This is a genomic window from Arthrobacter terricola (genome assembly GCF_004354015.1).
Lineage (GTDB): Bacteria > Actinomycetota > Actinomycetes > Actinomycetales > Micrococcaceae > Arthrobacter > Arthrobacter terricola.
Genome location: NZ_SMRU01000014.1, coordinates 107771 through 124724, shown reverse-complemented (window position 1 = coordinate 124724; position 16954 = coordinate 107771). Strand labels below are relative to the sequence as shown.

At 65.1% G+C, this 16954-nt stretch carries 14 protein-coding genes; 7 read left to right on the top strand and 7 right to left on the bottom strand.

Annotated features, from left to right (window positions below; all coding sequences use genetic code 11):
- Positions 1-108 precede the first annotated feature (108 nt).
- The 3 genes from menD to E1809_RS13275 form a co-directional block, all read right to left on the bottom strand.
- The gene (gene menD / locus E1809_RS13285) at positions 109-1818 is read right to left on the bottom strand and encodes a 2-succinyl-5-enolpyruvyl-6-hydroxy-3-cyclohexene-1-carboxylic-acid synthase (protein WP_133204706.1); all 1710 of its coding nucleotides are present in this window, start codon (positions 1816-1818) and stop codon (positions 109-111) included.
- A 203-nt stretch (positions 1819-2021) separates the two neighbouring features.
- A complete protein-coding gene (locus E1809_RS13280) occupies positions 2022-4112 on the bottom strand; it encodes a PhoX family protein (RefSeq protein WP_133204705.1) in 2091 nt (696 codons plus the stop codon).
- A gap of 143 nt (positions 4113-4255) precedes the next feature.
- Positions 4256-5260: an o-succinylbenzoate synthase gene (locus E1809_RS13275; RefSeq protein WP_133204704.1), complete on the bottom strand. Its 1005-nt coding sequence runs from the start codon at positions 5258-5260 to the stop codon at positions 4256-4258.
- A 107-nt stretch (positions 5261-5367) separates the two neighbouring features.
- Between E1809_RS13275 and E1809_RS13270 the strand changes: the two genes are divergently transcribed.
- Complete coding sequence (locus E1809_RS13270; RefSeq protein ID WP_133204703.1) at positions 5368-6426, top strand: LacI family DNA-binding transcriptional regulator; 1059 nt, start codon at positions 5368-5370, stop codon at positions 6424-6426.
- Positions 6427-6541: 115 nt separating this feature from the next.
- Here the strand turns inward: E1809_RS13270 and E1809_RS13265 are convergent, their stop codons facing one another.
- The 4 genes from E1809_RS13265 to E1809_RS13250 are packed head-to-tail and all read right to left on the bottom strand — an operon-like array spanning position 6542 to position 11216.
- The gene (locus E1809_RS13265; RefSeq protein WP_133204702.1) at positions 6542-7936 is read right to left on the bottom strand and encodes a glycoside hydrolase family 32 protein; all 1395 of its coding nucleotides are present in this window, start codon (positions 7934-7936) and stop codon (positions 6542-6544) included.
- Between the two features lie 24 nt (positions 7937-7960).
- A complete protein-coding gene (locus tag E1809_RS13260) occupies positions 7961-8848 on the bottom strand; it encodes a carbohydrate ABC transporter permease (protein ID WP_133204701.1) in 888 nt (295 codons plus the stop codon).
- Between the two features lie 8 nt (positions 8849-8856).
- A complete protein-coding gene (locus E1809_RS13255; RefSeq protein ID WP_133204700.1) occupies positions 8857-9801 on the bottom strand; it encodes a carbohydrate ABC transporter permease in 945 nt (314 codons plus the stop codon).
- Positions 9801-11216, bottom strand: a complete 1416-nt coding sequence (locus E1809_RS13250) for an extracellular solute-binding protein (RefSeq protein WP_133204699.1) — start codon at positions 11214-11216, stop codon at positions 9801-9803. Before E1809_RS13250 ends, E1809_RS13255 begins: the two co-directional genes overlap by 1 nt.
- 414 nt (positions 11217-11630) lie before the next feature.
- On the opposite strand from E1809_RS13250, the gene E1809_RS13245 reads away from it, so the two are divergent.
- From E1809_RS13245 to E1809_RS13220, 6 genes are all read left to right on the top strand, one after another.
- Positions 11631-11834 (top strand): hypothetical protein, encoded by a 204-nt coding sequence (locus E1809_RS13245; RefSeq protein WP_133204698.1) that lies wholly within the window; start codon positions 11631-11633, stop codon positions 11832-11834.
- Positions 11834-13993, top strand: a complete 2160-nt coding sequence (locus tag E1809_RS13240) for an amylo-alpha-1,6-glucosidase (protein WP_133204697.1) — start codon at positions 11834-11836, stop codon at positions 13991-13993. The genes E1809_RS13245 and E1809_RS13240 overlap by 1 nt, the downstream gene beginning before the upstream one ends.
- Complete coding sequence (locus tag E1809_RS13235; RefSeq protein WP_133204696.1) at positions 13993-15021, top strand: glycosyltransferase; 1029 nt, start codon at positions 13993-13995, stop codon at positions 15019-15021. The genes E1809_RS13240 and E1809_RS13235 overlap by 1 nt, the downstream gene beginning before the upstream one ends.
- Positions 15022-15066: 45 nt before the next feature.
- Positions 15067-15987, top strand: coding sequence for a phosphatase PAP2 family protein (locus E1809_RS13230; protein WP_133204695.1), 921 nt, complete (start codon positions 15067-15069; stop codon positions 15985-15987).
- Between the two features lie 124 nt (positions 15988-16111).
- A complete protein-coding gene (locus E1809_RS13225) occupies positions 16112-16450 on the top strand; it encodes an ArsR/SmtB family transcription factor (RefSeq protein WP_133204694.1) in 339 nt (112 codons plus the stop codon).
- A 27-nt stretch (positions 16451-16477) separates the two neighbouring features.
- Positions 16478-16954, top strand: coding sequence for an SRPBCC family protein (locus E1809_RS13220; protein ID WP_133204693.1), 477 nt, complete (start codon positions 16478-16480; stop codon positions 16952-16954).

The following is a 16954-nucleotide window of genomic DNA, read 5'->3' as shown; positions in this document are numbered from 1 at the left end:
CAGCGACCCGCGTTCAACCGAGCGCTACCGGAATTCCGTGTGCGCCAAGTATTTTCGGAAGCGCCAAGCATACCCCGGAGCGCCAGGCATTCCCCGCAGCGCCAGAACCTACGCCCCGACGAGCACCTGCGACACCGCCGACGCCACGGCTGCCTTGATGCGTGCGTGCAAGGGACGCAATCCTGCCCGGTCCGTGCGCACTTCCACGATGCTGCGGCCCTTCAACGGCGAGGCGAGCGCAGCGGCGAGTTCCGCCGTCGTACGCACTGAAACGTGCCCGACGCCGTACGCCGCGGCCAGCGCGGAAATGTCAACACTGTGCGGGGTGCCGAAGAGGCGTTCGACGGCGGTGCCGTACCCGCCGTCGTCCTCCACCTTGCCGTGCTCGAGGAGGCCGAAGATCCCGCCGCCCGCATCGTTGAGCACGACGATTCGGAGGTCCGGGCCTGGTTCGCCGGCACCGAGGAGGAGGCCGCCGGCGTCGTGCAGGAAGGTGACGTCGCCCACGAGGAGCGTGGTTTCGCGGCCCGCGCCGAGGGCGATGCCTGTGGCCGTCGAGATGGTGCCGTCGATGCCGGCGAGGCCTCGGTTCGCGTACACGGTGGCGAGCGGTTCCGGGGCAGGTGCGCTGGCGAGGTCGACGTCGCGGATGCCGTTGGAGGAGCCCAGCACCAACTGACCGCGGGCGTGCGTCCAGACCGTTGCACCGACCGCCGGGCCGTTTGCTTCGGGCGAGGATTCGAGGACAAGATCGAGTGCGCGCTGCGCGGCAGCTCCGGCCAAAAGCCAGGCGTCGAGCCATTCGGACGGGCCGCGACCGGAGAATTCGGCCAGGTCAGCCAGGGATTCAAAGCGTTGCTCGCGACGCCGGCCGTGCTCGTACCAGGCCACGGGAACCGGCTCATAGATGGCGGCGGGAACGTCTTCGCGGGCAAGCAATGCTGCGACTGGCCGGGAAAGTGTCGGTCGGCCGAAGACCACCACCCGTTCAATCGGGAGCGCGGAATCCGGCCCGAAATGTTCCAGCATCTGCCGGTACGGACCCACGGCGTTCGGTCCGAAACGCGCATTGGACGATGGTTCCGCAAGGAGCGGAAGGCCGTGCGCCCGCGCGAACGCTTCGGCGACCGGACCGGCGTCGTGCCCTGCCAGAACAACTGTGCGCCGCTCGGGCAACCCGGCCGGAGCAGGGGACATGCTCATTGGTTGCGGGCCGGCGTCGTAATGGAAGATGCCGTGCCCCTGCGTGGCGGGCAGCGATTCGCCGCGTTCCGGTACGAGCGGGTCCCGGAAGGCGAGGTTGAGCTGCACCGGGCCCGGCGGGGTGCCCTCGAGCGCACCCGTTGCCGCGTAGATGGCGGTCTCGACGGCCCGCTGCGGGTCCGCGCCTGCAGCGACGTCGACGGCGAAGCGCACGTGTTCGCCGAAAATGTCCAGTTGGATGGTGGTCTGGTTGGCGCCGGTTCCGAGGAGTTCGGCGGGCCGGTCGGCCGAGAGGACCACGAGCGGCACGGCGGCGTGGTTGGCTTCCATGACAGCCGGGAGAAGGTTCCCGACGGCGGTGCCCGAGGTAGTGAGGACGGCGACGGGAGCGCCCGTGGAGAGTGCGAGGCCGAGGGCCGTGAAACCCGCCGAACGTTCGTCGATCCTTACGAGGATGCGGACTCTCCCGGCCGCCTCTGCCTCAGCCAGCGCGTAGGCCATGGGTGCCGAGCGCGAACCGGGAGCGACCACCGCGTGCCGCACACCGCCGTCGAGCAGGGCCTTGACGGCGATCCGGGCAGCGGCGAGGGAACTGAAGGAGCCTTGCGAAGTCACCGCACCAGTCTATTAGCGCTCCATCCGACGCCCGCTCAGATCGGGCACCCAAACCCCAAACGCGCGCTCACTCCCTTGAAGAGAGTGAGCGCGCGTCCGGAAAAACCCGACCAAACGTGAGCGCGCGTCCGGAAAAACCCGACCAAACGTGAGCGCGCGTCCGGAAAAACCCGGCCAAACGTGAGCCGGCGTCGGGGAAAAACCTAGGCGTCCGTGCGGTACACCTGGACCACGGACGGGCGGGGAGCGCGGACCTTGCCCTTGGCAGGCACAGAGCCGGCGCCTACGTAGTCCGGGAAGTAGGAGTGCTGGGCCTCGAACGTACCCTCTTCGCCCGGGTGCTGGACCGCGACGAACACGGTCCGCTCGTCGTCGTGGACAATCGGGCCACAGGTTTCGGCATCGCGCGGCACGGCGAGGAACTGCTCTACCTTGCCGCGGTCGCTGCCTTCCAAGGTGACCTTGAACAAACCGTCGGCGTATCCGATGGACGACGGCGCGCCGTCGGTCGCGATCCACATGTTGCCGACGGAGTCGAAGGCCACGTTGTCGGGGCAGGAAATGGGCGAAACCTTGTCGGCCGGGAAGCCGGAGAAGTATGTGGAGGAGTTCTTGGCCGGATCTCCACAAACCATCAGGAGCGTCCAGTTGAAACGCGTAGAGGTCTGGTCGCCCGTTTCGGTGATCTCCACGATGTGGCCGTCGCGGTTGAGGGTACGCGGGTTGACCTCGGTGGCGCCTTCCTTGCCGGGCTTGCCGCGGTCCGAGTTGTTGGTGCAGACCACGTATACCTTGCCGGTTTCGAGGCTCGGCTGGACGTCTTCGCAACGGTCCATCTTGGTGGGTCCCACTCTGTCCGCCGCGAGGCGGGTGTAGACCAGGACCTCAGGCACCGACATGCCCGGAACACGGGAGGCGCCGCCCACCACCAAAGGCAGCCACTCGCCGGAACCGTCGAAGGCACCATCCGAAGGAAGCGCTCCGCTGCCGTCGATTTCGGCCGCGGGAGAGTCGCCGGTGAACTTGGCAACGTAGAGGTCGCCTTCGGCCAGGAGTCCCATGTTGTTCCGGCGCGCTTCGGACGAGTTCCCGGGCATGTACTTGCCCTTGGAGACGAACTTGTAGAGGTAGTCGAAGCGTTCGTCGTCACCCATGTAGGCCACCACGTGGCCCGAGTCGGCGACGATCACGTTGGCGCCCTCGTGCTTGAACCGGCCGAGCGCGGAGTGCTTCTTCGGTGTGGACGTGGGGTCGAAGGGGTCTACTTCCACGATCCAGCCGAAGCGGTTGGTCTCGTTGGCATAGCCGGCGTTGTTGGTGTTGAAGCGCGGCTCGTCCAGTTCCCATTTGCGCGCTGTTGCCTTGTTGGTGAGGCCATAGCGCTTGTCCTCGGCGGAGGTTCCGGGCGCCACGAAGTAGCCGTTGAAGTTCTCCTCGCCGGAGAGGATGGTGCCCCACGGGGTGGTGCCGCCGGAGCAGTTGCCCAACGTTCCCTTGATGGCCCGGCCGGAGGGGTCGTCGATGGTCTTGACGAGGTCGGTTCCGGCGGCCGGACCGGTGAGTTCGTAGGTGGTATCGCTCAGGAAACGACGGTTGAGCGACGCGCCCTGCACGTAGTTCCACGGCTTGTTCTTGTTCTTGCGCTCGAGTTCAACCACGGTGAGGCCGTGAGCAGCGCGGCCGATAGCGCGAGCCTCCGCAGCGGCCAAGGTGGCCGGGAACATGATGTTCTCGTTGGTGTACTCGTGGTTGGTGAAGAGCACGGCACGGCGATCCTTGGAGTCCGGAATGGGGAGGATGTCCGTGTAGTCGTTGTTGTAGCCGAACTGGCGGGCTTGCGCGGCCGCCGTCTGCGCACCGAGGTCGAACGCCGGCGAATCGGCGAACAGCGGATCGCCCCAACGGATGATCGGGCGCCACGCAAAACCTTCCGGCACGGTGAACGCGTCAACCGACGCGTCCATCGGCTTGATGGGAGCAAACTTGAGCTTGCTCTTGTCGAAGCCCGCTTTCGCCGCCGCGGAGAGGCCGGGACCGCCGTCGGCCGCTGCCTTTTCCGGGGCACCAAGGCCGCTGAGTACGACGGCGAGCGCGCCCGCGGCGCCTAGACCAAGGGCGGTGCGGCGGGAGACAGCCGCGGAGGCGATGTCGCGGAAGTAACCGTTCGAACTGGTGTTGCACACCTCGCCCGAGCAGGCGTTGTCGCACTTCAGGGCGCATGTCACGGGGCTGCGCTTGCCCTTCGTATGGCCAAGCATGGGGAGCAAATCAAACTTGCGGGATGAATCAGGCATGGGGAATACCTTCCGGGGTGTGAGTGATTTCCCCACCCTGACAGCGCCAACGGAATCACTGGTTAATTCAGAGTTAATTCCCAGCTTTTTCCCAGCAATGTCTGATTTATTGTCCCCGCCGGCTCCCAGCCCGAAAACGACACTTACGGAGCAGTCGATGCATCCAGGAGGGCGTGGACGCGACGGAGCCGCTCCAGCCACCAGTCGCGCCGTTCAGCGGACGCCGCATAACGCTCCAGCAGCCCCTCGTCGGCGACGGCTTCGCGCACGCGGATGGCGCCGTCGTCGGGCACTAACGGATCCGGCGCGATGTCCGAGGCGAACAGGCGCACGGTCCCCAAGCCGCACGCGTACGGCAACTCGGGTAGCGACGCCGCGAGCGCCAGGCCCGCGCGGATGCCCACCGAGGTATCGAGCGCGGAGCTCACGACGGCGGGAAGCCCGGCTTGGGCGACGATGTCCAGCGCGCGCCGCACTCCCCCAAGCGGCGCCACCTTGACCACGATCAGGTCCGCGGCGCCAGCCCGGGCGACCTTGAGAGGGTCGTCTTCCTTGCGGACGGATTCGTCGGCGGCGATGGGGACCGGCGTGCCCTGCTGCGCGAGGCGGCGGCGGACTTCCGCGAGGCCCTCGATCTGTGGCACCGGCTGCTCGGCGTATTCGAGCCCGACGGCGGACAGGCGGCCAAGTGCCTGGACGGCCTGCAGCACGTCCCAACCGGCGTTCGCGTCCACACGGATTGCAGCGTCCGGCAAGGCGTCACGGACTGCGGTGACGCGCGCGACGTCGTCGGCCAGTTCCTGTCCGCGCTCGGCAACCTTGACCTTGACGGCGTCCACCCGGCCGAAGCGCTCGAGGACCTCGGGAACTTTGGCTGCGGGAACGGCGGGAACTGTGGCGTTGATGGGGATGAGGTCCCTGAGCGGAGCGGGGAAACCCTGCCAGGCGGCTTCGACGGCGGCTGCAAGCCAACGGGCCGCTTCGGAGTCGCCATATTCGGGGAAGGGGCAGAATTCACCCCAGCCGGCGGGGCCTTGGAACAGCAGGGTTTCGCGCTCCATGATGCCGCGGAATTTCACCCGCATGGGCAGGGACACCACATGTGCGCTGGCGAGGAGGTCATCGAGTGGGGGGACAATACCGGGCACGCGGCAACTTTACACCGGGGCCGAGCGCCCCGGATCTGCGCGGGCGACCCTCACACGCGTTAGGTAGAATGCAGCACAGAACCGGAACAACCGCCGAAGGAGCCCGCATGCAGCGCAAGGCCACCGCACTCGACGTCGCCAAAAGGGCGGGTGTCTCGCGGAGTGCCGTGTCCCTGGTGCTCAACGGCCGGGGCGACGGCAATGTGGCCAAGGAAAGCCAGGACCGCATCCGCCAAGCCGCGGCGGACCTCAACTACTCCCCCAACGCGATCGCCCTCAGTTTGCGGAACCAACGCTCGCGGGTGATCGGGATCGTGTCCGACGAAGTGGTCGTAAGCCCGTTCGACGGCAACATCATTGGCGGGGCAGACGACGTCGCGCGCGCCCACGGCTTTGTCACTGTGGTGATGGACACCGAGCTCGACGCGTCCCGCGACGAAAGCGCCGTCGAAACCCTCCTGGACCGGCAAGTCGATGGGCTCATGTACGTGACCGTGGGTTTGAAGCCGCTCGACGTCCCCCACGGCATGCTCCGCGTCCCGTCCGTCCTGGCCAATTGCTATGACAACAGTCCCACTCCCCAACTGCATCACGTGATCCCGGACGAGGTCTCGGGTGGCAGGGAAGCAACTGGACATTTGCTGCAGCTGGGGCATCGCGAGGTCGCTTTCCTGGCTGGCGCGGCGACGTCCCCGGCTGTGCCGTTGCGCGTCGAGGGCCATCGGATGGCACTGGCCGAGGCGTCGATCCCGGTCCGTGAAGACCGCATCATCATGGCTGGCTGGGACATCGACGACGGTTTCCACGGTGCCATGAAGATGCTCGACGGCGTGTCCCCGGCCGAGCGCCCGACCGCGATCGCGTGCGCGAACGATCGCCTCGCCGTCGGGGTTGCCTTGGCGGCCGCGCGGCTGGGACTGTCCGTGCCCCGGGACCTCTCGATCATGGGGTACGACGACGAATTCCGTATCGCCGCCACCATGGTTCCAGCCTTGACCACCATGGCCCTCCCCTTGCGGGACATGGGAGCCGCGGCGATGTCGATGTTGCTGGAACAGATCGAGAACCCGGGATCCTCGACCGTCGAGGGCCATCCGGGTCTGGAAACCATGGTTCCTTGTCGCTTGGTGGTCCGCGAGTCCACGGGACCCGTGCCCAGCCGCTGAAACTGACCGATTTTCGCGGCACTGCCGCCTCGGGATCCGCGGAAAAACGGGAATTCGAGGCGGCAGTGGTCGCCATAGGTGGTCATTTGTTGAGGGCCCGACGCCGGCCTGCCGCCTATTCGGGGAGCCTCAGTTCCCAGACGCTGGCCGCCGCACCTTCGGGAAGCTCAAGGATCCATTCCTCACCGGGCGCCGGGTAGGCACGGAGCGTCGTGGCCACGGATCCTGTCCGATACACCTCGACGAGTGATGCGTCGACGAAAATGCGCAGCTCTTCGCCGCGGGACATCTGGCCCGTAAAGACGACTTGGCGTTCCGTTCCCGAGGCGAGTACCAGTTGCACTTCGCCCGAGGCACCGGAAATCAGGGCCTCCGCGAAAGCCGGCACAGACACCGTGCCGGCAGCCCCCTCCGCAAGCAAAGGTCCTCGATAGGCCTCAACCTCGGGCGCGGGCGAGACCACCAATTCCCCCTTCTCGACCGACAGGACGCGAGGGTGGGTCAACACGCCAGCCCACCCAGCGGCGTCGATCTCTTCCTGGGTCCGGCCGCGGCGTCCGTCGCGCCCCGGACCTTCGTTGGCCCAGCCCCACAAAAGGGCTTTCGGCCCTGCGGTCGGCGATTCGAGCTGGACGATCTGCGGAGCATAGAAGTCCCTGCCGAGGTCCGAGCTTCCGCCTGACCGGGGGGTGAATATCGGCAGGCCGGTCTGCGGATCCTCGGTCAATGAACCGATGAGGTGGCCCACGCCGTTGGCGTGTTCATGGTCGTCGCCGGAAAGCCACAGCGAGAACATCATGACCCAGGTTTCGCCGCCGTCTTCCGCATCGCCGTCGGACGGCACGCGGACCAATTGCGGGCACTCCCAGATCTCGGCCGGCGTGTGCGAGGCAGCCACGGGATTTTCCGTGGTGAGCCAAATGCCTTCGTACTTCCAGCTGGACATGTCCTCCACCGAGTAGAGCAAGAGAGCAGCATGTCCATTGGCGAGCCCGGCGCCCTGCATGGCGTAGCGCTTGCCATTGAAGCGGAAAAGGAACGGATCGCGGACGGCGGTAACCAGCGGATCGGCCGGCATGGACGCTGCCACGTGGCCGATCTGCTCCCAAGTGACCAAATCCGCTGAACCGCGGGAAATCACCACTTGCGAGTGGCCGTGGCCGGAGGTGACACCGGAGTAAGCAGCGGTGGGGACACCGCCGTCGTCCGTCACCACGCCGGTCCAGCAACCGTACTCATCAGGGCCGCCGTCCTGCGGACGCAGCGCCACCGGATGCTCATCCCACGTCACGAGGTCCGGGGAGCTGACATGGCCCCAATGGATCCGATGATGGCGGGCGGACTCCGGATTGTACTGGAAGAAGACGTGGTAGCGGCCGTTGATGTAGCTGACGCCGTTGGGATCGTTGATCCAGCCCTGTGCAGGCCGCGGGTGGAAGCGCGGGAATGCCGGATCGGGGTGGATGGCTGTCATGGCCAAGGAGGGTGTGGAGGAGATGAGGTCCGTCATCTGGGGCCTTTCGGGTAGGGAAACTTACTTGCCGGTGCCGGCGGTGAGGCCGTCGCGCAGGGCACGCTGGCCGAACATGAACACCACCAGTGCCGGAATCATGGACAGGATCACGCCTGCCAGCACCACGGAGATGCTGCCGGTGCCGAGGTTGCCTTGGAGGGACACGAGGCCAAGGGGCAGGGTGAAGTTTTGTTCGGAGATGGTCATGATGAGGGGCCTGAAGAACTCGTTCCAGTGGTAGTTGAACGCGAGGATTCCCACGATCGCCATGCCGGGAACGGCCAAGGGCGCGTATACCGAACGGAACGTGCGCCAAGGCGAGGCGCCGTCGATCGCGGCGGCTTCACCCAGGTCAGCCGGGAGCCCCAGGAAGTACTGGCGCATCAGGAAGGTGCCGAACGCCGTCGGGAGCGCCGGGAGGATCAGCGCGAGCAGCGTGTCCGAGAGGCCCATGCCGCGGATCAGCATGAAGACCGGAACGATCGTCACCTGAACAGGCACCATCATCGTGGCCAGCACGATCGAGAACAGTGCCCCACGGCCCCTGAACTTCAGGTTCGCGAACGCGTAGCCGGCCAGCGCCGACGTCAACATCTGCCCGACGGCGATCAGTCCTGTCACGAGCGCGCTGTTCAGCACCAGCAACATGATGTTGAGCTGCTTGAAGACTTGTCCGTAGGAGCTGAAGTCGGGATTGATCGGGAGGAACGACGGCGGCAGTTGGAATGATTCCGCGGGTGGCCGGAGCGAGGTGGACAAGGTCCACAACACCGGTCCGAGGATGAACACGGACGCGATAGCCAGCAGCACGATTCGTCCGGCCATGCTCCAGTTACGCTTCTTGCGCTTCACGGTGCGGTCTGGCAAGGGCTGCCCGACGACGACACGCCGGGTTGAGGTTGTAGTCATGGCGGGCCTTACTGGTAGAAGACGAATCGTTTGCTGAGCCGGAACTGGAGGGCGGTGATGGCCATGATGATCAACGTGAGGATCACGCCGATCGCCGAGGCCTGGCCGAACTCGAGACGCTGGAACGCGGACTCGAAGATCACCATCACCGCGGTCCGTGTGGAGTCGCCGGGGCCGCCGCCGGTCAGGACGTAGGGCTGGTCGAAGACCTGGAGTGCGTTGATGATGGCCATGACCGACGCAACCAGGGTGGTTGGGCTTAGGAGCGGGAGCGTCACGTGGACGTGCTTGCGCCAGCCGGTGGCGCCGTCGAGCGACGCAGCCTCATACGTTTCCGTCGGGATGGACGCCAGGCCGCCGATGAACAGCAGGAACGAGAACCCGAAGTTCTGCCACACATACACAAGGATTACGACGGCGGCAGAACCGGTCGGCGTCGTCAGCCACGGGACGGCGGGGATGCCGATGAAGGACAGGAGCCAGTTGACCACGCCGAATTGTTCGTTGAACAGGTACCGCATGAAGATGGACACCGAGGCGGCGGACAGGATCAGCGGGAAGAAGAACGCGCTCCGGAAGAAGACGCGCAGCCAGGACGGCAGTTTCTCCTGCACCATGATGGCCAACGCGAGCGCCAGTCCTAGTTGCAAGGCTACGGCCACCACTACGAACCCGATGGTGTTCAGGAACGAAACGCGGACCGTGGGGTCCTGGGCCACTTGGGCGAAGTTGTCGAAACCGACGAAGCTTGGTGGCGAGATGATGTCCCAGCGGAAGAAGGCGAGGACCACGGACGCCACGATCGGCACCAGCGTGAACAGGCCCATGCCCACGATCGTGGGAGCCAGGAAAGCCCAAGGCAGCCAGCGCTGGCGCTGCCTTCCGTTTGGGTGGTTATTCGCGGCGGCACCGCCACGGCGCGTTGCGGAGGTTGGCCTTGTTGCCGTGCTCATTACTGCCTCCTCAAGGCGATCTCAAGGTCGCGCTGCATGGAATCGAGTGCTTGCTTGAGTTGGCGCTCGTCTCCGCTGACGGCCAGGGATACGTTCTTCATCAGGGCGGTCTCGACGGCGGCCTCTTGGGCAGGTGCGGGAATCGGACCGGTAGTGGGGAATTTGTCGAGCGTGTCGTAGAAGACTTTCCAATGCTTGGGTCCCCGGCCTGCGTAAAGCTCGGCGTTGACCATGGAGCGGCGGGCAGGGGTGGTGTTCGGCGTCGGGAAGACCAAGCGCATGGCTTCCAGGCTCGACGAGAACTTGACCCACTCCCAAGCAGCGTCCTTGTCCTTGGCGGTCTTCATGATGGCGTAGCCCGCCGTGCCGAACTGGTGCCGTTGGGTCCGCCAGCGGGGGAAGAACTGGACATCGAACCCGTCCTCGGCCATTCCCGCTTCGTGCAGGCCTTCCACCCAGTAGCCGCCGGCCGGGGTCATTCCGATCCTGTTGGAAGCGAACAGGCCGATCAGCGAGCTTCCGCCACCTTCTTCCGGACGGACGCCCAAGCCATCCTTGACGAGCCCGCGGAGGTAGTCGAAAGTCTCGTACACCCGGGGGTCGTCGGCATTCGGCTCAAGCCATTGGTACCCGCCCGAACGCAGCTTCCGGGACGGATCCTGCGCGTAGAAGCTGTCCCAGAACCACTCGCCGCCGGTGGACTTGGTCTCCTTGAGGAAGCTCGTGTCGTTGGCGTACAGCCATGGAACCACGCCGCCGAAGAGCCTGTTGGTCCAGTAGTACGGAGTGAAGTCGGATGGGCGCGCTTTCCGCATGGCAGCGAGGGAATTGCGGAAATCGACCTGGGTCCAGTTGTCCGCCGGACGGTCGAGCCCTGCCTGCTGAAGGGCCGAGGTGTTGTAGTACATGTTGGCGGCGTTCCAGTCGATGGGCAGCTGGAAAAGGCTCCCTTTGTACATGAACGCTTCCACGAGGCTCGGGTGGACGTCGGCGAAGTACTCCTTCATGTCCGCGGCATCGCGGCGAAGGTAGTCGTCGAGCGGGTGGGCCAGCTTTTCGGCGAAGAGCTGCGCGCCTTCCGTGGCCACGTAGACCACATCCGGCGGCGTTCCGGCGGCCACCATGGTGAGGATCTTGGTGAAGAAGTCCTTCCAGTCCACCGCCTGGATGGCTTGGACCTTGACCGGGATTTCCGGATGGACCCTCGTGAACGCATCAATCACCCGCTGGCGGGCGGCAGCGTCCGCGGCGGTTCCCATGATGGCAATGCTGAGGCTGTTGTCCCCACGGCCCGGGATATCCATGCCGGTCAACCGCGGCCACGACGCGACAGTTGCTCCAACAATTCCCGCACCCAAGGCACCGAGGGCTGTCCTGCGTGAGATTTCACGCAGCATCCCGTTGCTTCCTGGCATGTCGATTTCCTTCCTAACACGTGTTAGGAAGCGTAAATCCTCGACCTAACACGTGTCAAGCGTCACATCGCGATGTTTCACGCTCATCACCAACCCCCGCTCACATCCACCCGCCCTTCCACCAACCCCCGCTCACATCCACCCGCCCTTCCACCAACCCCCGCTCACATCCACCCGCCCTTCCACCAACCCCCGCTCACATCCACCCGCCCTTTCACCAACCCCCGCTCACATCCACCCGCCCTTTCACCAACCCCCGCTCACATCCACCCGCCCTTGTGCTCGAGCGTTCGGAAAAAACCGCAATAAGTGGAAGAGCGTTTAGGAAAAAGAGCACATATGTGAGCGGGCGTCGGGAAGGGAGCGGCCATACGTGCAAGAGGGTTCATTTTCGGCGGCGCGGAGAATACGCTGATGCAGACCGCACAACCCACCGCCGTCGACACCCGCCCGACGCGCCCGACCCCGCCCACCGCCGTCGACACCCGCCCGACGCGCCCGACCCCGCCCACCGCCGTCGACACCCACCAACGCACCCAACCCACCGCCGTCGACACCCCACCCCGCCACTACGCCCCAACGGCGAGGACACCCCATCCCCAACTTCGGAGCCCCTGATGACAGGTTGGAACGCAGAGAACCTTGCCGGTTCCCCCGGCGCCGGCGCGGTGACGTTGCTGGCCGGAACGTCGTTTTGCGTCTCGGCGGCCAACGGCGACATGGACCAATCGGCGCCGCACGGGATGTTCTTCAGGGACACCCGGTTTGTCTCGAACTGGCTACTGAAGATCAATGGGCACGCCGTCGAGTCGCTGAGTTCAATCGTTCCGGAGCCGTTCCGCGCTGACTTCATCGGTCGCCCGGCACGCACGGATGGGGTCGCGGACAGCCATTTGCTGATCGAACGACGGCGGAGCATGTTCGGCGGCGTCCGGGAAGAAATCACGATCAGGAATTTCTCCACCAAGCCAAGCAACTTCTCGCTGTCACTCACGGTCAACGCGGACTTTGCGGACATCTTCGAAGTCAAGGAAGGCCGGGCGCATCACGAGAGCATCCATTTGTCGCGTGGAAGCAACGGCGAGGTACGCATTGAGTCGGGAAAGCAGGACCACCCTGTCAAGGTCACCATTGATGCTCCGGGCGCCGATGTTGACGGTGACGTCCTGAACTACGAGGTCACGATTGATCCGCAAAAGCATTGGTCGACGGTGGTCACGGCCATTCCGAGCATCGAAGGCGTGCGGCCGGAAGCTGATGCGCCGGTCTGGGGCAGCGAACAACCCGTGGACGTACCAGAGGAGCGGCAACAGGAGTGGGACGAGAGGGTCACAACCACCGAGTTCAGCAACAAGGCTTTCGAAAAGGTCCTGAACCAGAGCAGGGCAGACCTTGGATCATTGAGGATCTTCGACCCCGACCATCCGGGAAGGACGGTGGTGGCTGCCGGATCCCCGTGGTTCATGGCTTTGTTCGGCCGGGATTCCCTGTTGACGTCCTTCATGACCCTTCCTTTGGATCCATCGCTTGCCTTGGGCACGCTCCAAACGCTCGCGGACCACCAAGGCAAAACCGTGAATCCCCTGAGCGAAGAAGAACCGGGGAAGATCTTGCATGAGGTCCGCTTCGGCGCCGCCACGGGCCTTGCCTTGGGCGGCAGCAGCGCCTACTACGGCTCCGTCGATGCCACGCCGCTGTTCGTCACCCTGGCCGGGGAGCTGACGCGCTGGGGCTTCCGTTCCGAAGTCACGGCTTCGCTTCTGCCGGCATTGGACCGGGCCTTGGAATGGATCCGAAACTACGGGGACGCTGACGGGGACGGCTTTGTCGAATACGAACGCGCAACGGAGCACGGCCTGTTCAACCAGGGGTGGAAGGACTCCGGGGACGGCATCAATTTTGCCGACGGCACCATTGCCAAGCCGCCAACCGCCCTGTGCGAAGTCCAGGGCTACGTCTACACGGCCTATCTCAGCCGCGCGCTCATGGCTGAGGTTGACGGCGACATGGAATTGGCCGAGCTATGGGGGTCCCGCGCGGCCGAGCTAAAGCGTAGGTTCAACGAACAGTTCTGGCTTCCGGATCGTGGCTATTTCGCCGTCGCCCTCGATCGCGACAAACGCCGCGTGGATTCGTGCGCCTCCAACATGGGCCATTGCCTTTGGAGCGGAATCGTCGACGACGACAAGGCTCCGTTGGTCGCGGAACGGTTGATGTCCGGCGAGATGTTCACCGGCTGGGGCGTCCGCACGCTGGCCTCGGACATGGCAGCCTACAACCCGGCCAGCTATCACAACGGTTCGGTATGGCCGCACGACAACGCCCTCATTGCCGCAGGCCTCATGCGCTATGGCTTCATCGACGAATCCCGGCGCATCATCACAGGGTTGCTCGACGCAGCCGAGGCCTTCGGCGGCAGGCTCCCGGAATTGTTCTGCGGTTTGGACAGGAAGAGCTACGGTTCGCCCGTTCCCTATCCCTCCTCATGTTCCCCGCAAGCCTGGGCGGCCGCCACGCCGGTCCATCTCCTCCGCGTGCTGCTCCGCTTCGACCCTTGCCTCACGCATGGCGGGCTGTGGCTTGCGCCGGTGGTTCCAGCGGATTTCGGGGACATCCGGGTGCGCAACATTCCGCTGGCCGGATCACGGATAGCGGTGGATTTCGTCAATGGGATTACGCGCGTGGCCAATTTGCCTGAAGACGTCGAGCTGCATCGGGGGCCGCGGAAGCCGCTCGCGGACCTGCTGGATGTTTACAGCGCCAACGGGGGGCGGTAGTGCGCATCGGTTTGGTGGCCCCGCCATGGATTCCGGTCCCGCCGCCGGCGTATGGCGGGACCGAGGCCGTTGTGGACATCCTCGCGCGGGGTTTGTCGGCTGCGGGGCACGAGGTCCTTCTCGCGGCGGCGTTCGGGAGCACATGTCCAGTGGCCAAGATTCCGGGCCCGGCCCCGGCGGATGGATCGCGGATCGGCTTCGGAGTCGACGAACTGAGGCACGCCGCGTTTGCCTTCGCCGCGATGGCGGACATGGACATCATCCACGACCACACCCTCGCCGGACCGCTTTACCGGCATCGGCCAGGGAACATGCCCATGGTTGCAACAGCACATCTCCCCTTCTCCGAGGAGAACCACGACATCTACCAAGCCATGTCCGCGGACACCGCCATCGTCGCCATTTCGCATCATCAGGCGCAATCTTCCTCGCGGATCGCCGTGCGCCGGGTGATCCACCACGGCATCGACACGTCGTCGATCCCTGTTGGAGCAGGCGACGGCGGCTATGCCAGCTTCCTTGGCCGGATGGATCCGGGCAAGGGCTTGCCTGAAGCGATCGAAGCGGCGCGACTGGCCGGTGTCCCCCTCCGCATCGGGGCCAAGATGTACAGCGCGGAGGAACAGGATTACTACTCCGACGTCATCGCTCCCATGCTCGGCCCGGGGGTTGAGTACCTTGGCGAATTGAACGCGACGGAAAAGTACAGCCTCCTGGGCCGCTCGGTGGCGCTGCTGAATCCCATCCAGTGGTCCGAGCCGTTCGGCATGGCCATGATCGAGGCCTTGGCCACGGGAACCCCGGTGGTGGCAACGCATCGCGGATCCGCCCCGGAAATCGTGTCCGAGGGAGCCACCGGCTACCTCGGCACCACTCCCCTCGAGTTGGCGGACGCCTTGATTGCCGCGGCAACACTGGACCGAGGAGCCTGCCGTGATGCGGCGGAAACCTACTTCAGCGCCGAAAGGATGGTCGCCGAGCACCTGGCCCTCTATGAGGAACTCCTCTCCGGGCAACAACCGTCCTGATGCACGTCAGGGCAAACCCCAGCTGGGTATGGGACCCTGAAAGTAATGACTTATCCAAGGACCAGAGGGCTCCCGACCACCCGAAGGACCGGTCAAGCGCCGAGGGCAGGCACGGGATCGGGCTTCCTTTTCGTGATGGCAACCTTGTCGTGCGTGATCGCGCTGGCCGGCACGTACTACTTTTTCGTGCGCACCACCACGGGCCAGTACATCGACGAGTCCGCTTTGGTGGAGGCGGCAACCCTCAATGGTCCGGCCGAACGTGCATCAACCCAGTTCCTCGACTGGCTGCCGGTCATTTCGGTGGTGATTGCCGCCGTCGTGGTTTTGTTCGTCACGATCATGCGGCGCCGCTGGAAGGCGGCCGGGATCGCGCTCGTGGCGTGTGTGGCGGCGAACCTGGCCACCCAGCTTTTGAAGGATTGGTTCCCGGACCGGCCGTTCCGCGGGGTCCAGACCATCGAGCTCAATTCCTTGCCGTCCGGCCACACGACGCTCGCCGCGTCGGCGGCCGCGGCGGTGTTCCTGGTGGTGTCCCCGAGGTGGCGGCCCTTGGCCGGTTTCCTGGGCGGCACATTCGCGGTCGCGGCCGGGGTGTCCACTCTGGTCAACCAGTGGCACCGCCCGGCCGACGTCGTTGCGGCCTTCCTCGTGGTGGGCGCGGTCATGCTGCCGGCCGGGTGGCTGGTGCTGCGCACGGGAAACCGCTGGAACGTCCAGGACGGCCGCGGCGACCATTGGGCGTCCTCCCGATTATGGGCGCTGTTGTCGGCCATGGCCGGGATCGCGTCGGCGGCGGTGGCCGTGTATTCCCTCATCAGGATCGCCCCCGGCTTCGGCCAGGAAAACAGCACGACGAACTATTTCTGGGCCGGTGTCTCGCTGATTGTCATCGCCGGTTACCTCGCGACAGTGGCCGCCACGTGGCTTTTCGGCGTGAGTGCCCGACGGCGGCACGCGCTTTAGCTGCCGGCCGTCCGGCTTCGTAGGACCCGCCTCCGGCGACGCCAAAAACCCGTTGACGCGTCCTCCACCGAGGTCTATCGTTTAGTAAACCAACTGATTGATAAACGAAGTAGTTGACAAAGAGATGACGGACGACTCCCTCGACAAGGCCTTCGCGGCACTGGCAGATCCGGTGCGGCGGGCGATCGTCGCACGGCTCAGCAGGGGTCCCGCGACGCTCGGCGAGCTTGCAGAGCCGTTCGACATCACTTTGCAGGCCGTGTCCAAGCACATCACTGTGCTTGAAGCGGCGGGCCTCGTCTGGAGGACGCGGGACGCCCAACGCCGTCCCGTGCACTTGGACGCAGCAGCTTTGGAACGCCTTACCTCGTGGATCGATCGGTACCGGCTGGAAGCGGAGGCGCGCTACCGGCAATTGGATGCCCTACTGGCCGCCCCGCAACAAACAGCCAGAAACGAATAGCCCGCAACGAATGAAGGAGAAGGAATCATGACCAATCCAGTGCTCATCGATGCCGTTCCCGGCACCTCGTACGCCGACATCGTCCGCGAATTCGAAGCGCCCGTGGAGGCAGTCTTCCGGGCGCACGCAGACATGGACCTGTACGTCCAATGGATCGGGCCGCGCAGGCTCGAAAGCACGATCACCCATTGGGACTTCCGCACCGGCGGAGGATACGGATTCGAGCAAAAGGACGCCGAAGGCAACATCTATGGTTTCCGCGGCGTGATCCACACCGTCATCGACAACGAACTCATCATCCAGACCTTCGAATTCCTCGGGGCACCCCATGAGGTGAGCCTGGACATCCTCCGTTTCGAACCGCTTCCCAACGGCCGCACCCGCTTGCGGGGCCACTCGGTCTTCCCGTCGAAAGAAGCACTCGAAGCCATCATGGCGTCGGGCATGGAATACGGCATGACCGAGGGCTACGAAAAGCTCGACGAGCTGCTGGCCAAAGGCTGA

Bases quoted from the DNA above. Each gene is read 5' to 3' on its own strand.
- E1809_RS13280 (WP_133204705.1), bottom strand. From the start codon at position 4,112: ATGCCTGATTCATCCCGCAAGTTTGATTTGCTCCCCATGCTTGGCCAT.
- E1809_RS13270 (WP_133204703.1), top strand. From the start codon at position 5,368: ATGCAGCGCAAGGCCACCGCACTCGACGTCGCCAAAAGGGCGGGTGTC.
- E1809_RS13265 (WP_133204702.1), bottom strand. From the start codon at position 7,936: ATGACGGACCTCATCTCCTCCACACCCTCCTTGGCCATGACAGCCATC.
- E1809_RS13260 (WP_133204701.1), bottom strand. From the start codon at position 8,848: ATGACTACAACCTCAACCCGGCGTGTCGTCGTCGGGCAGCCCTTGCCA.
- E1809_RS13255 (WP_133204700.1), bottom strand. From the start codon at position 9,801: ATGAGCACGGCAACAAGGCCAACCTCCGCAACGCGCCGTGGCGGTGCC.
- E1809_RS13250 (WP_133204699.1), bottom strand. From the start codon at position 11,216: ATGCCAGGAAGCAACGGGATGCTGCGTGAAATCTCACGCAGGACAGCC.
- E1809_RS13245 (WP_133204698.1), top strand. From the start codon at position 11,631: ATGCAGACCGCACAACCCACCGCCGTCGACACCCGCCCGACGCGCCCG.
- E1809_RS13240 (WP_133204697.1), top strand. From the start codon at position 11,834: ATGACAGGTTGGAACGCAGAGAACCTTGCCGGTTCCCCCGGCGCCGGC.
- E1809_RS13230 (WP_133204695.1), top strand. From the start codon at position 15,067: ATGACTTATCCAAGGACCAGAGGGCTCCCGACCACCCGAAGGACCGGT.
- E1809_RS13225 (WP_133204694.1), top strand. From the start codon at position 16,112: ATGACGGACGACTCCCTCGACAAGGCCTTCGCGGCACTGGCAGATCCG.
- E1809_RS13220 (WP_133204693.1), top strand. From the start codon at position 16,478: ATGACCAATCCAGTGCTCATCGATGCCGTTCCCGGCACCTCGTACGCC.